Annotated in this window: 13 protein-coding genes and 1 tRNA gene; 12 read left to right on the top strand and 2 right to left on the bottom strand. The window is 57.4% G+C overall.

From position 1 onward, the window contains the following. Window positions 1–395: 395 nt before the first annotated feature. On the bottom strand, window positions 396–1,088 hold the full coding sequence (locus tag Q0650_RS16465; protein WP_298820930.1) for a CPBP family intramembrane glutamic endopeptidase: 693 nt from the start codon (window positions 1,086–1,088) through the stop codon (window positions 396–398). 190 nt (window positions 1,089–1,278) lie between these two features. Between Q0650_RS16465 and Q0650_RS16460 the strand changes: the two genes are divergently transcribed. The 3 genes from Q0650_RS16460 (at window position 1,279) to fahA (ending at window position 3,921) form a co-directional block, all read left to right on the top strand. Next, window positions 1,279–1,354: transfer RNA gene (locus tag Q0650_RS16460), tRNA-Arg, on the top strand. Between the two features lie 75 nt (window positions 1,355–1,429). After that, window positions 1,430–2,596, top strand: coding sequence for a homogentisate 1,2-dioxygenase (locus Q0650_RS16455; protein ID WP_298820928.1), 1,167 nt, complete (start codon window positions 1,430–1,432; stop codon window positions 2,594–2,596). A gap of 83 nt (window positions 2,597–2,679) precedes the next feature. Further along, entirely contained in the window at window positions 2,680–3,921 is a 1,242-nt protein-coding gene (gene fahA, locus Q0650_RS16450) for a fumarylacetoacetase (protein ID WP_298820926.1), read from the top strand. 220 nt (window positions 3,922–4,141) lie between these two features. Here the strand turns inward: fahA and Q0650_RS16445 are convergent, their stop codons facing one another. Then, entirely contained in the window at window positions 4,142–5,278 is a 1,137-nt protein-coding gene (locus Q0650_RS16445) for a M20 family metallopeptidase (protein ID WP_298820924.1), read from the bottom strand. A 126-nt stretch (window positions 5,279–5,404) separates the two neighbouring features. On the opposite strand from Q0650_RS16445, the gene Q0650_RS16440 reads away from it, so the two are divergent. From Q0650_RS16440 to Q0650_RS16400, 9 genes are all read left to right on the top strand, one after another. Then, the gene (locus tag Q0650_RS16440) at window positions 5,405–5,908 is read left to right on the top strand and encodes a ferritin (RefSeq protein WP_298820923.1); all 504 of its coding nucleotides are present in this window, start codon (window positions 5,405–5,407) and stop codon (window positions 5,906–5,908) included. Window positions 5,909–6,290: 382 nt separating this feature from the next. Then, complete coding sequence (puhE, locus tag Q0650_RS16435; protein ID WP_298820921.1) at window positions 6,291–7,055, top strand: putative photosynthetic complex assembly protein PuhE; 765 nt, start codon at window positions 6,291–6,293, stop codon at window positions 7,053–7,055. Between the two features lie 292 nt (window positions 7,056–7,347). Beyond that, window positions 7,348–9,438, top strand: coding sequence for an acetate--CoA ligase alpha subunit (gene acs, locus Q0650_RS16430; protein ID WP_298820919.1), 2,091 nt, complete (start codon window positions 7,348–7,350; stop codon window positions 9,436–9,438). Window positions 9,439–9,449: 11 nt separating this feature from the next. Beyond that, window positions 9,450–10,520, top strand: a complete 1,071-nt coding sequence (locus Q0650_RS16425) for a phosphotransacetylase family protein (protein WP_367280831.1) — start codon at window positions 9,450–9,452, stop codon at window positions 10,518–10,520. Between the two features lie 8 nt (window positions 10,521–10,528). Continuing rightward, window positions 10,529–10,879, top strand: a complete 351-nt coding sequence (locus tag Q0650_RS16420; protein ID WP_298820915.1) for a hypothetical protein — start codon at window positions 10,529–10,531, stop codon at window positions 10,877–10,879. Beyond that, a complete protein-coding gene (locus Q0650_RS16415) occupies window positions 10,866–11,954 on the top strand; it encodes a quinone-dependent dihydroorotate dehydrogenase (protein ID WP_298820913.1) in 1,089 nt (362 codons plus the stop codon). Before Q0650_RS16420 ends, Q0650_RS16415 begins: the two co-directional genes overlap by 14 nt. Beyond that, complete coding sequence (locus Q0650_RS16410; protein WP_298820911.1) at window positions 11,951–12,397, top strand: hypothetical protein; 447 nt, start codon at window positions 11,951–11,953, stop codon at window positions 12,395–12,397. Before Q0650_RS16415 ends, Q0650_RS16410 begins: the two co-directional genes overlap by 4 nt. A 14-nt stretch (window positions 12,398–12,411) precedes the next feature. Beyond that, window positions 12,412–13,152 carry an orotidine-5'-phosphate decarboxylase gene (gene pyrF / locus Q0650_RS16405; protein WP_298820909.1) on the top strand — a complete coding sequence of 247 codons (741 nt, stop codon included), beginning with the start codon at window positions 12,412–12,414 and terminating at the stop codon, window positions 13,150–13,152. Beyond that, complete coding sequence (locus Q0650_RS16400; RefSeq protein ID WP_298820907.1) at window positions 13,149–13,796, top strand: phosphoribosyltransferase family protein; 648 nt, start codon at window positions 13,149–13,151, stop codon at window positions 13,794–13,796. Before pyrF ends, Q0650_RS16400 begins: the two co-directional genes overlap by 4 nt. Window positions 13,797–13,837: the final 41 nt, after the last annotated feature.

Genomic DNA, 13,837 nt, shown 5'->3' with positions numbered 1-13,837 from the left:
ATGCCCTCCATCTTGCCCCTAGGGATGGCTGTTCCTGAAACCCGCTCCGTAGCCGGCGTGTTATGTTGAAGCGCCAGAGTCGCTATCTGGCCTGCAAGCCACGCGCAAGCGCGCCAGACTGGTCGGCGGGCAGCCGTCGCCATCCGGTCACAAACCGCATGGATACGGATCGGCTCTAGCGCAGGCTTCCATCGACCTGCGAACGTATCAGGTGGAAAAGGCACGCGCGGGCGACCGATACCTGGTAGCAGGTATTATCTTGCAACGACAACTAGATATTGGGCTGTTTTCCACAACTGTCCACAAAATGTGGACAGTCGTTGTTATCAGACCGTTAAGTATCCATTAACAGACACGGAACACAATACGCGCGACTCCTTCGATGCTGCTCATCGTTACCCGCGGGCCAGGGCCGGAATGACAAAGATGTCGGCCACCATAGCGATGATGCTCAAACCATGGAGCCACACTGCGGCCCAGACATTGCGCTCGCGCAAGACAATGTACCCGCCGATAATGCCGATTGGCAGCGCCATTCCCACCATTAGCCAGCGTTCGAACATCGGTACCGGCGCGACGAAAAGATGATTGAGCGCGTAGAGGAGTGTGGTGATGGCTACGGTCAAATGGGTGTTGAGGCCGGCGTCGCGCAGTCCAAACAAGAGGACGCCGCGCCAGAGCAGCTCCTCTGCCAATACCAGCACCGGGAAGAGGTAGAGCAACCCCATGCCAACCAGTATCTGCTCCATCGCCTCCATTGGCGCGCCGCCACTGCGGTAGTAGAAGAAGGTGTTGACCCAGTCGATCAGCATCAGCGCTGCGCCGATGCCGCCACCCCAGATGGTTGCTGTGCGCAGGTTTGCGCGTGTAACACCGATAGCAGCCCAGCCGCCAGCAGTGCGCCCCAGCCAGATAGCTACTCCCAGCCCGCCTAACACGTAGAGGAAGAGGGCTGGCCATTCACTCAGGCCGCTAAGACCGCCGATCAATCCCAGCAGCCAGACTGCTGCCACCAATCCGAAACCCCAACGCAACCGTGGATCGCGGAACAACGTTCCTGATGATGGTGTCAGTGCAGGCGCGCGCATACCAAACCTCCTTGCCGACATTGAGCAGACGCTACGAGAGCGCGCTGCGCGCCAGGGCGCGCAGGCGCTGACCTCTTGCCATTGTACGCGGTTGGCTTTGGGTTGCGCCAGAACATCGCGCAACCAAAGTTGCAGTCCGCTTACCACGTTGCGTAAGTGCGCCGCCTGTGCTACACTATAGGGCGTTGATGGCCCGGTAGCTCAATGGATAGAGCAACGGTCTTCGGAACCGTTGGTTGGGGGTTCGAGTCCCTCCCGGGTCGCCAAACCGCCCGTCGCCCGATTGCGGCGGGCGAAAATAACTTTTATCGGAACGACACCGCGGCACAAGGAGGTGTGCGATGCCGTTTTATCAGCGTCTCGGTCAGATCCCCCACAAGCGACATACTCAATTCCGTAAACCTGATGGCAAACTCTACCGTGAAGAAGTGATGGGATTAGAAGGATTTCACGGTATTCAATCCATTCTCTATCACCACTTCTTGCCCCCCCGCGTTCTGCGCGCGGAACTGGTTGGTTCTGTCCGGCCAGAATATGTTGAATTCGGCCCGATCCGCCATCGAGCATTTGCAACTGCCAATGTGCCGGCTGGCGGCGATCCGATCAGTGCCCGCATCACGCTGCTCGGAAACAACGATGTGACCATCGGGGTAAGCCGACCGGTTGAGAGCATGACCAGTTTTTACCGCAACGGCCAGGCGTATGAGGTCTGGTTTGTTCACGAAGGGAGTGGTGATCTCCTCTCGCAATTTGGTCGGTTGCCCTTCAGCGCCGGCGATTATGTGGTGATTCCCTTTGGCACGACCTGGCAGATGCAGTTGCGCGGCCCGGCCCGTTTTCTGGTGATTGAAGCGAACAGTCAGATCGCCCCCCCGAAACGTTACCGCAATCAGTTTGGTCAGTTGCTTGAGCATGCCCCCTATTGTGAACGCGATATTCGCGGTCCCCAGGAACTGATAACCTTCACTGACACCGGTGAGTTTGAAGTGCTGGTGAAGGTTCGCGATCAGATTACGCGCCATGTACTCGATCACCATCCGTTTGATGTAGTCGGTTGGGATGGATATCTGTACCCTTGGGCCTTCTCGATTCACGATTTCGAGCCGATTACCGGACGGATCCACCAGCCGCCGCCGGTGCATCAGACGTTTGAAGGGCATAACTTCGTCATCTGCTCTTTCGTGCCGCGACTGTTCGACTATCATCCCGAAGCGATTCCGGCGCCGTACAATCACTCAAACGTCAATTCCGACGAAGTGATCTATTATTGCGACGGCAATTTCATGTCGCGGCGTGGGATCGAACGCTGCGATATGACGTTGCATCCAGCCGGGTTGCCGCACGGCCCGCAGCCGGGTAGCACCGAAGCCAGTATCGGCGTGAAAGAGACCCGTGAACTGGCAGTGATGATCGATACGTTCCATCCGTTGCATCTGACGACTGCCGCGTTGGAACTGGAGAAGGCTGGCTATATGGATTCGTGGAGCGTTGGCGGGCCGGAAGGGTAGGTGTGCGCCACGTGGCCCGCAGGATGCGGGCCACGTGGCATCGCAGGTATCCGCATTGTGAAGCGTCTTGACAAGACAAGATCATGCCGTTGACGAGCTTTATCCCAATTGCGCCTGACAGTGACTTTCCGCTTGAAAATCTGCCCTACGGCGTCTTTCGTCTGCGCAGTGGCGGCCCGGCTCGCATCGGGGTCGCTATTGGTGACTATGTTCTCGATCTGTCCGTAATCGACAAAGCAGGCTTGCTGGCGGGAACGCCGGTCGGTGGCCGGGGGCTGTTCGCGCGCGATGCGCTCAATGACTTTATGGTAGCCGGCCCGGTCGCCTGGCAGTCAGTGCGTGATACGCTGCAACGTTTGTTGAGTGCCCACGAGCCAACGCTGCGCGATAATCAGCCGCTGCGTGACGCGGCGCTGATCCGGCAGGCCGAGGTTGAGCTGCTTTTGCCGGTTCAGATCGGCGATTTCACCGATTTCTACTCTTCGCTCTACCACGCCACCAACACCGGCAAGATGTTGCGTCCTGATAGTCCTCCTCTCTTTCCCAACTGGCGTTATCTACCGGTGGCTTATCACGGTCGGGCCAGCACAGTAGTGGTGAGTGGCACGCCCATCCACCGTCCCCATGGTCAGATCAAGCCCTCCAGCAGTCCCGAACCATTCTTCTCACCCAGCCGCGCACTCGATTTTGAAGTTGAGCTGGGTGTGTTCATTGGGATTGGTAACGAATTCGGTGTGCCGGTGCCGATTGAGCGCGCCGAAGAACACATCTTCGGTTGCGTGATTGTCAATGACTGGAGCGCGCGCGACATTCAGGGTTGGGAATATCAGCCGCTCGGCCCGTTTTTGTCGAAGAATTTTGCCACGACGATCAGCCCGTGGGTCGTGCCATTTGCTGCCCTTGCTCCCTTCCGTTGCGCCGGCGAGCCGCAAGACCCGCCGCCGATGGCTTACCTGCAAGCGCCTGGCCCGAGTCACTTCGACATTACGCTCGAGGTATGGCTCAACGATACGCGCATCTGTCAGACCAATGCGCGCTACCTCTACTGGAGCTTCGCCCAGCAGATTGCTCATCACACAGTCAATGGTTGCCGATTGCGTCCCGGCGATCTGATTGCGTCAGGCACAATCAGCGGGCCAACCAAAGAGGCGCGTGGATGCCTGTTTGAGTTGACCTGGCGCGGCACGGAACCGCTGCAACTGGCCGATGGTTCGACGCGGCGCTGGCTGGAAAATGGCGATACCGTAACGATGCGGGCCTGGGCGCAGGGTGATGGCTACCGCATCGGGTTTGGTGAGGCCACCGGAACGATTGTCGTCAGGTGAGGGTGCGGTGTTGGCGGCGCTGTGTGATCAATTCAGACAGAGCCGTTGCAATGCAACGGCTCTACATGTTTGAGCAGGTCGAGGCAAAGAAGACTGCGACGGCGCTACGTTGTTGTGGTCGGCGCGCAATGCAGCGAGAAGAAGGGGGCGCAGCAACCTTACGCCCCTCTGGTGACGGATCGCAGAACATCAAGGGATTGATCAAACCGCCATTCCCACTTCACAAAGTCTCCAGCAATGCGCACAACAATGCAGTGCGATCGATCAATCCCTGCCGGCTGATCTGCTCGTGTTCGGCGTGCGCCCCGGATCCAGGACACCCCAATCCATCGAGGGTTGGGATACCGATTGCCGCAGTGAAGTTCCCATCGCTCCCGCCGCCGGTACTTCCTTCGCTAATCGTGAAACCAAGCGCAGCAGCAAGTTGTTGCGCCTGCGCAAAGAGGGCAGCGCTTGCCGGTGTTCGTTCCATCGGTGGACGGCGCACACTACCGCTGATCTCGAGGCGGGTTCCCGGTGTCACTGGCGCGAGCGCGGCTATTCCGGCTTCGATCCGCGCCGCTTCGGCCTGCGTCCACACGCGCACATCAACATCCATCCACGCTTCGGCAGGGACAACGTTAGGTCTGGTACCGCCGCTAATGACGCCAACGTTCACGGTGGTGCCGATGGCAGGGTTGGCCAGCGCGTTGACGGCCAGAATCTGATGGGCTAGCTCAGTGATGGCGCTAACCCCCTTTTCCGGCTCAACACCGGCATGGGCTGCTTTCCCGTGAACGGTTATCCGGAACGCGCCGCCACCTTTACGCGCCGTCTTCAAGGCGCCATCCGGTTCAATGGGTGGTTCGAGCACCAGCACATGCGCCGCCTGTTTCGCTGTAGCTTCAATCAGTGAGCGTGAGGCAGGACTGCCAATCTCTTCATCAGAGGTGATGAGCAAGATGAGCGGTCTTCGAAGTTTGGGCGCTGGCGGGCCAAAACCACCTAGCGCCGCGAACATCATAGCGATACCGGCCTTCATGTCATAAGCTCCTGGCCCAAATGCGCGGTCGTCCTCGACGGTAAACGGTCGGCGCGCGACCGTTTCGACTGGCCACACCGTGTCGTAGTGGCAGAGCGCCAGTGTCGGCGGCAACGCTGGCTCCTCAGCAGTGGTGACGGTGATGCGCAGGTGATCTCCACCCCGATCGTTGGGAATGCGCTCAACAGTGCCGACGGCGGCAAAGAGATTGGCTAATTCATCGGCCAGACGATCAAGGAGCGATTTGTCGGTACTCGGTGATTCGAAATGTACCAGCCGTCCGATCAGGTCGAGCAGGTTGGATTCGTGGGTGGCAACAGTAGCGCGATCAAGCATGGCTATTCTCTAGAGTCAAGAAGCGGAACAATGATACCAGTATAACGCATGAGATATGTCGGTCATTCGACTAATGCTTGTGGTATGATGCAACTACTAATGTTCCTCAGTGAAAGGAGATATTCCATGCTCAGCGAAAAGATTCAACAGGCGCTGAACAAACAAATTGCTTTTGAATACGCCGCTTCGTATACCTACCTTGCCATCGCCGCCTATTTCGAATCACTCTCACTTACCGGCTTTGCGCACTGGTTTCGTATTCAGAGCGAAGAGGAGCGTGAGCATGCCCTCCGTTTCTTCGACTATGTGAATGATCGTGGGGGTCGGGTAATGCTGGGAGCCATTGACGAACCGCAAAATGAGTTTGCTTCACCACTTGATGCCTTCGAGCATGCTCTGGCTCACGAACGGCGCGTCACTGCGGCCATTCATGCTATTTATGCATTGGCTGCGCAAGAGAATGATTATGCGACGATGAGTATGCTCAAATGGTTCATTGATGAGCAGGTGGAAGAGGAAAAGAGTGCAGAAGAGATTATTCAACATCTGAAACTGATCGGCAGCGATGGCACCGGCTTGCTGATGCTTGATCGGAAACTGGCCGAACGCAAAGATGAGGAAGACGAATAGCAAACTGATCACGCTGCGCTCGTGGCAGGAACATTGCCGGTTTGCTCTCACGTTGTCACTCTGCTGTCGATGCCGGGAATGTTCCTGTCACTTTATGCCATCATCTTCGACTTCAGGCAACTAAACCTGTAGTTCCTGTCGCCGTAACCGGCTACGCTGCCTTGAGTATCTTCGTTGCGCGTCCTATGCAATGCATCTGTTGGCCGGCTGTCTGAGACAGGTTCCTGTTATCGGTAATCGATCAACCGGGCAGTACAGGAAACGCAAATGGCTCAGCGCTGCTTGTATAGCTTCTCTGAAAGGACATTGTTGCACTTCACGAACTGCTGTATTTCGTGTACAATTATGACATTAGTGTAAAAACGGATCAGAAAGCCGGACTATGAATTGGACGGACATCGTCTTTTACTACCTGTTACCGCTGTTCACCGTTGTCACCTTGTGGCTGGGACTTACCTTCGGCTTGATCTGGCTCAACCGACGCGGTCAGCGGGTAGCGGGATGGGCGGTGTTTCTGAGTCTCCCATTACTCTTATGTGCTCACAGTGAATTAATCGTGACGCGCCATGATTTGAGCGTTCTGGGGGGGTACCGCGCTTTCATTGCCGGCTTACTCATCTGGGCATGGCATGAATTAGCCTTCTACAGCGGTCTCCTGGCCGGGCCGCGCCGCAAGCCCTGCCCACCAGACGCTCGTGGCGCGCAACGCTTCTTTTACGCGCTGGGTACCCATTTTTATCACCAGCTTGCTTTCTTCCTCGAAATGGGTTTGTTGATCTGGCTCCTGCAAGATGCCAGTCATTGGTTAGGCCCGCTCACCGTTGGCCTGAGCTGGGCGTTGCAGCAAAGCGCCAAACTCAATGTTCTGTACGGAGCGCGGGCGCTTCAGGTCGAACTCTTCCCCGCTCATCTCGCCTTTCTGGCCAGTTACTGGCGACCCGGCCCGCCGAGCGCCTTTTTTCGCCCCAGTGTTTCGATCTGCACATTACTGGCTGTGATGCTCTGGTTGAGCATCGGCGCACATCTCGGTGATCCGGCGGCTATTCGATTGTCATTGCTGGCCAGTCTCTTCACCCTCGGCGCCATCGAACACTGGTTACTCCTCATTCCTGTTCCGGCTCCGGTCACAGCTCCGGCGACCGATTAGTAGCTCGTTGTCATTGCGCTTGTAACCTTGTGTGCTACCCTGCATACAGGGGGAATCGTGCCTCACCGTTGCGGTTGCGCTTCGGCAGGAAGCTAATAATGGCGCCTGATATTATCCTTCCGTAAATATGCCTGCGCCGACGCCCGTCTATGCAGTCACCCCAGTCAATTACCCCTCGCAACTGTTCGATCTGGGTGCCATTACATCAATCCAATGTTACGTTCGCTTGTCGCAATGTCTTGTATCGGTTATGATGAATGAACAAGGCGTGCGGAAAAGGAGCACCCGCGCTATGTTAGAGGCAATTTTCGATCCTCAATCGGTCGCAGTGATCGGCGCATCGCCCGAGCCGGCGCGTCTCGGTCACCGTGTGCTCAAAAACATCATCGATCACGGCTATCAAGGCCGTATCTATCCAATCCATCCGCGCGCCAGCGAAGTGCTGGGGCTGCGGGCGTATCCCTCAGTGCTGGCGGTTCCTGATCAAATCGATCTGGCAGTGATCGTCATTCCTCCACAGCAGGTCACGCCGGTAGTCGATGAGTGTGGCCAGAAAGGAATTCGCGGCCTGGTGGTGATCACTGCTGGTTTCAGAGAGGTCGGTGGCGCCGGTCGCGAACTCGAGCGCGAGCTGCTGGCGACCGTCCGGCGCTATGGAATGCGCATGATCGGCCCCAATTCGCTGGGGATTATCGATACCATTAGCCGACTCAATGCTTCGTTTGCCAATTCAATGCCGTTGCCCGGCAATATTGCGTTGATGTCTCAATCCGGCGCGATTTGCACGGCAATTCTCGATTGGAGCCATCAGCAGGGGATCGGCTTTTCGCGTTTCGTCAGTCTTGGCAACAAGACTGATGTTGACGAGGTGGCTCTCCTTGAGGCATGGAACCGCGACGAGCATAGCAAGGTTATTCTGGCCTATCTGGAAGCCATTGACGATGGTCCTGATTTTATTCGGGTAGCGCGCGAGGTGACCAAGAGCACGCCGGTTGTGGCAATTAAAAGTGGAACGACGGCAGCCGGCACTCGCGCTGCCTCGTCACATACCGGTTCGCTGGCCGGATCAGAAACGGCTTACGAAGCAGCCTTTGCGCAAAGTGGTATTTTGCGCGCGCGCACCATGAATGAGCTGTTCGATCTGGCGATGGTCTTTGCCTATCAACCGATGATTCGCGGTAATCGCGTCGCCATTGTGACAAATGCCGGTGGTCCCGGGATTATTGCTACCGACGCGGTTGAGCGTAGCGGTCTGGCGATGGCCGAATTCGCCCCGGAAACCATTCGCCGTTTACAGGAGAGACTGCCGCCGAATGCCAATTTCTTCAACCCGATCGACGTTATCGGTGATGCGACTCCTGAGCGGTATGCCTGGGCGATCGAGGCGGCACTGGCCGACTCCAATGTCGATGGTCTGATCGTCCTCTTTACGCCGCAGGCTGTCTCTGATCCATTGGTCACAGCCCGATTAATTATCGATCTGAGTCGCAAGACCGATAAGCCGGTAGTGACCAGCTTTATGGGTGGAGCCAGCATTGGCGAAGCCGCGCGCGCGCTCAATGAGGCCCGTATTCCCAACTACCTCTTCCCTGAACGCGCAGTACAATCGCTGGCAGCGATGTACCGTCAGTTCCTCTGGCAGCAGCGCCCCGAGCCGACCTATCGTTACTTTGCGGTTGATCGTGAGCGAGTAGCGCAATTGTTTGCCGAGGTGCGCGCGGCTGGTCGGGTTGAGTTGGGTGAGGTCGAGGCGCGCCAGGTGATAGAAGCATACGGTATGCGGTTGCCACGCAGTCGGCTGGCGCAGACACCGGAAGAAGCAGTTGCAATTGCCAACGAGTTTGGTTATCCGGTGGTGTTGAAGATTTCCAGTCCTGATATCCTCCATAAGAGCGATATTGGTGGGGTGCGTGTTGGCCTGAGTGACGCCACCGCAGTGCGCGATGCGTTTGAGTTGATCGAATACCGCGCGCGCAAGTACCTGCCCTCGGCGCGGATTTGGGGCGTGCTGGTGCAAGAGATGGTGCGTAAAGGCCGTGAAGTATTGGTCGGTGTCAGTCGTGATCCGCAGTTTGGGCCGTTGATCGCAGTCGGAATGGGAGGCATCTATGTCGAAGTGTTAAAAGATGTTGCCTTCCGTCTCGCGCCACTCAGTGTTGAAGAGGTGCGTGAGCAGATCCGTTCGATTCGCGCTTACCCGCTTTTGCGCGGTGTGCGCGGCGAACCACCCGCAGATATTGCTGCTCTCGAAGAGACGGTGTTGCGGGTAAGTCAGTTGGTTACCGATTTCCCGGAAATTGTCGAGATGGATATCAACCCTCTCGTCGTCCATCATGAAGGCGAGGGCGCGATCGTCCTCGATGCCCGGATCATCCTCAACTAGTGGAGGCAATGATGGCAACACTGTATGTCGCCTCGACCGAAACCTATGTCGGCAAGAGCGCGGTCTGCGTCGGTTTGCTGCGCCGTATGCAACAAGATGGCTTCCGCGTTGGGTATATGAAGCCGGTGAGTGTTTCGGTCACGCACACGCCTGATGCAGTGCTCGATGAAGATGCTGCTTTTATTCGCCAGACGATCGGCCTCGATGCGCCCATGGAGCAGGTCGCGCCGGTGTTGATTACCCCTGGCGTGATTGAGTCGATCTTGCGTGGCCAACCCCATTCCTTTGCCAGGACGTTGCGGGAAGCGTATCTGGCTGTGTCGCGTCAGAAAGATATTGTCGTGCTCGAGGGTACCAATACCTGGGCCGAGGGGGCACTGGTCGATTTAACTGCCGATCAGGTGACCGATATGCTGCAAGCGCCCGGTTTGCTCATTTGTCGCTATACCTCGACGCTATCGGTCGATACCATTCTGTCGGTGCAGCGCTACGTTGGTGATCGCCTGTTAGGAGTGTTGATTAATCAGGTCGAAGAGCCGCATCGCGAGTTTGTTCGCAATCGGGTGACTCCCTTCCTCGAAGGACGGGGCATTCCGGTGCTCGGTATTTTGCCGCGTGATCGGTTGTTGTCAGGCGTCACGGTGAACGAATTGGCCCAACATCTCGGCGGCCAGATCATCGGTCGCCCGGAGTGGGGCGAGAAGATGCTCGACTCGCTGATGATCGGGGCAATGGGGGCTGAGGCCAGCCTGTCGTTCTTCCGGCGTCGCGCTAATAAGGCCGTGATTACCGGCGGTGATCGTAGCGATTTGCAGTTGATTGCGCTCCAGACCAGCACGAATGCGCTGGTGCTCACCGGGAATATTCGCCCAACAATGCAGGTTATGGATCGCGCTGCCGAGCTTGAGGTGCCGATCATTCTGGTGGCCGACGACACGCTGAGTACGGTCGATCGAGCAGAGCGCCTCTTCGGTCGCGTTCGCTTCCATCAAGAGGCCAAGTTGCGCCGCTTCACCGAATTGCTTGATATCCATTTTGATTTTGACCGCCTGTATCGTCTGTTAGGGTTGCAGATCCACTAGGAAATCCTATGACGACCGATCCGTTGCCCGATAATGCCGAAGTAATTGGGCCGCTGGTATTTGTGCCTGATCCTGATTATCCGTACCCGTTTCCGGTGGCCCGTCCGCCACGTTTCTGGATGGAAGAAACAACCGGTCTGCTGGCCGCAGCGGTCGAATGCTATATGCAGGGTGAACCATTGAGCGCCGATCAGCTCGAGCTGATTAAGCTTTACCTGCGGCAATATCTGGAACGGGCAGTGATTGAGGGTAGCGCAGACCGCAAGCGATTGTTGAGCCGGATTGATCGGCTCCGTACCACGCGCGATATTGAGCGTTTTGCCGATGAGCTGTCTGAGGTGGGTGTTGAACCGTTCTGAGCCAATGATGTACCGCTTCCTGCTGCGCCCAATTTTGTTTCGGCTTGGCGGTGGCGATGCCGAGACAGCTCACGAACGCACGCTGCATCTGTTGGCGCTACTTTGCCGTTCGCGCCAGCTATGTCGCGCGATGGGTCACCTGATAGCAATTCAGGATCCGGGTCTGACTCGCACTGTTTTCGGGATCAAGTTTCCCAATCCGGTCGGTCTGGCCGCTGGGATGGATAAGGACGGCGTAGCGTTACCGGCATGGGAGACACTCGGATTCGGTTTTGTTGAAGTGGGTACCGTCACGCGCTATCCGCAGCCCGGCAATCCTCGTCCACGCCTGTTTCGCTTGCCGGCACACGAAGCACTGATCAATCGCATGGGGTTCAACAATGCCGGCGCAGCCGCGCTGTCCCACCGCCTGGCTGCGACTCCAGTGACGATTCCGGTTGGTGTTTCGATCGGTAAATCAAAGATCACGCCGCTCGAGCAGGCCGTCGATGATTACCGCGAGTCATTCCGATCAGTGTTTCCGTATGCCGCGTATGTGGCGATCAATGTTAGCTCGCCAAATACCCCTGGATTGCGTCAGTTGCAAGATGCTGCTCACTTGCGCGCGTTACTGGCTGCGTTGCAGGAAGAGAATGCCACCTTAGGTCAGACCGATCCGCGGGGATCGCGCCCGTTGTTAGTAAAAGTTGCCCCCGATTTGAGCGAGTCGGCGCTCGATGAATTGCTAATGGTTTGCGCCGATCACGCCGTTGCCGGTATCATTGCCACCAATACAACGGTTGGTCGCAATGGTCTTGAGGGATCCGATTCATCCCTGATTGCCGAGACTGGCGGGCTGAGCGGATTGCCATTGTCCGGGCGATCCCGCCAGGTGGTGCGTTTCATTGCCCGCGCAACCGGCGGTCGTCTGCCGATCATCGGTGTGGGTGGTATTCATTCGCCCGATGATGCGCTGCGTATGTTTGAAGCTGGCGCAACTCTGATCCAGCTCTACACTGGATTGGTGTACCGCGGCCCGTTCTTGCCGCGCCGAATCAATCGCGCGTTGCTATCATGGCAAAGGGAGCGATCATGACCGGATTTCTCGGCACCAAAGCCACTTTTGCCCAGGATGTGTCGCTGGTCGGTAGTATTCTGGTGGCAATTGCCTTCATAGTCGGGGCATATCTGGCCGTCAGAGGTCGCTACACAGCGCACCGCTGGGTGCAAACCGGCGCGGCGGTCATGAATCTGGCCCTGGTGTTTGGGGTGATGATCCCATCCTTGCTCGCGGTAACACCCGATGAGAATCTCACGTTGCCGGCAGCCGCGTTTGTGGCGATGCCGGCCCATGAGGTTGTTGGAACGGTTGCGATGCTCTTTGGTGTCTACGTGGTTCTGGTTGGCAATGGCTGGCTCCCCGCGCGCTGGCGCTTTCCGTATTCCAGCTATAAATTGTTGATGCGGATCGCGTTCGCCCTCTACCTGGTGGCGACAATCGTCGGTGTGGCTGTATATGTTCTCATTCATACTCCTTAGCGCAAGTAATGGTTATGCAGTTATCGCCTCGCGAACGAATCCTGGTGGCCCTTGATACATCCGATCTGGATACAGCCGTGAAGCTGGTCAGCCAACTGCGTGACCAGGTGGGTGGTTTCAAAGTCGGTTTGGAACTCTGCACTGCGCTTGGCGCGCCGCAGGTGGTTGCCGCTATAGCGGAAGCAGGTGGTAGCCTCTTTCTCGATCTCAAATTACACGATATTCCCAATACGATCGCGGGTGCCGCGCGCGCAGTGTGCGCGCTTGGCCCGCAGGTGCGGATGCTGACCCTGCACTGCGCGGGTGGCAGCGCAATGCTGCGCGCGGCGGTCACGGCGGCGCAGGCAATGCCACATCGTCCGTTGCTGCTCGGTGTGACTGTGCTCACCAGCCTCGATGCCGAGGCGCTGACAAGCGAATTGCAGATCGCCTCACCCGTCACCGATTACGTTGTGCACCTGGCCCGGATGGCACAACAGTGCGGTCTCGATGGTGTGGTCGCTTCACCACAAGAAGTGAGCGCAATTCGCGCTGCCTGTCCTGATTTGCGCATTATTACGCCGGGCATTCGCCCGCACTGGGCCGCTGTGGGCGATCAGCGGCGGGTGCTGACGCCGGTCGATGCATTGCGGGCAGGCGCTGACTATCTGGTAATTGGGCGACCTATCACCAATCCATCACCGGAAGTCGGTGATCCGGTGACAGCAGTGACGCGGATTGTAGCCGAGATTGAACTGGCAGGCGTGGAGTTATGAATAATGCCGATCTCTTGACAACGCTTCATCAACTTGGCGCGATTGTGACCGATGACCACATCGTCTATACTTCTGGTCGCCACGGCAGCAGCTACGTAAATAAAGATGCGCTCTACCCGCACACTGCTGCGGCCAGTCAGGTTGGCGCGGCGCTGGCTCACCATTTCGCCGATGCAAATGTCGAGATCGTCGCCGGGCCAACAATTGGCGGTGTAATTATGGCCCAATGGACTGCCCATCATCTTTCCCGGCTCTGCGAGCGTGAGATACTGGCAGTATATGCGGAAGAAGAGCAGGGAGAGACCGGTAAACGGCGGGTGTTTCGCCGCGGTTATGATACGCTGATTGCCGGAAAACGGGTATTGGTGGTGGAAGATGTACTCACTACCGGCGGTTCGGCGCGGTTGGTGGTCGAAGCTGTGACAGCGGCAGGTGGGATGGTAGTCGGTGTTGGCGCGCTCTGCAATCGCGGTGGCATCACTGCCGCCGATCTCGGCGCGCCGCGGCTGGTTGCGCTGACCGAACTGCCGCTGGAAAGTTATCCGCCTGACAACTGTCCGCTTTGCGCTGCCGGTATCCCGATCAATACTCGCCTGGGCAAAGGGGCCGCGTATGCGCGCCGGCCAGAAGCGGGAAGCGGGTGAGGTAGCACATATTACTGACCTCGCTTGCAAGAGCGGTTACA

It is taken from the genome of uncultured Chloroflexus sp., assembly GCF_937129525.1.
In the GTDB taxonomy this organism is placed as follows: domain Bacteria; phylum Chloroflexota; class Chloroflexia; order Chloroflexales; family Chloroflexaceae; genus Chloroflexus.
Note: the sequence above shows the minus strand (reverse complement) of the source record. Positions and strands in the feature narration are given on the sequence as shown.

What these genes read in the sequence shown, in the direction of transcription:
- Q0650_RS16465 (WP_298820930.1), bottom strand. Translation starts at nt 1,088, where the DNA reads ATGCGCGCGCCTGCACTGACACCATCATCAGGAACGTTGTTCCGCGAT.
- Q0650_RS16455 (WP_298820928.1), top strand. Translation starts at nt 1,430, where the DNA reads ATGCCGTTTTATCAGCGTCTCGGTCAGATCCCCCACAAGCGACATACT.
- fahA (WP_298820926.1), top strand. Translation starts at nt 2,680, where the DNA reads ATGCCGTTGACGAGCTTTATCCCAATTGCGCCTGACAGTGACTTTCCG.
- Q0650_RS16445 (WP_298820924.1), bottom strand. Translation starts at nt 5,278, where the DNA reads ATGCTTGATCGCGCTACTGTTGCCACCCACGAATCCAACCTGCTCGAC.
- Q0650_RS16440 (WP_298820923.1), top strand. Translation starts at nt 5,405, where the DNA reads ATGCTCAGCGAAAAGATTCAACAGGCGCTGAACAAACAAATTGCTTTT.
- puhE (WP_298820921.1), top strand. Translation starts at nt 6,291, where the DNA reads ATGAATTGGACGGACATCGTCTTTTACTACCTGTTACCGCTGTTCACC.
- acs (WP_298820919.1), top strand. Translation starts at nt 7,348, where the DNA reads ATGTTAGAGGCAATTTTCGATCCTCAATCGGTCGCAGTGATCGGCGCA.
- Q0650_RS16425 (WP_367280831.1), top strand. Translation starts at nt 9,450, where the DNA reads ATGGCAACACTGTATGTCGCCTCGACCGAAACCTATGTCGGCAAGAGC.
- Q0650_RS16420 (WP_298820915.1), top strand. Translation starts at nt 10,529, where the DNA reads ATGACGACCGATCCGTTGCCCGATAATGCCGAAGTAATTGGGCCGCTG.
- Q0650_RS16410 (WP_298820911.1), top strand. Translation starts at nt 11,951, where the DNA reads ATGACCGGATTTCTCGGCACCAAAGCCACTTTTGCCCAGGATGTGTCG.
- pyrF (WP_298820909.1), top strand. Translation starts at nt 12,412, where the DNA reads ATGCAGTTATCGCCTCGCGAACGAATCCTGGTGGCCCTTGATACATCC.
- Q0650_RS16400 (WP_298820907.1), top strand. Translation starts at nt 13,149, where the DNA reads ATGAATAATGCCGATCTCTTGACAACGCTTCATCAACTTGGCGCGATT.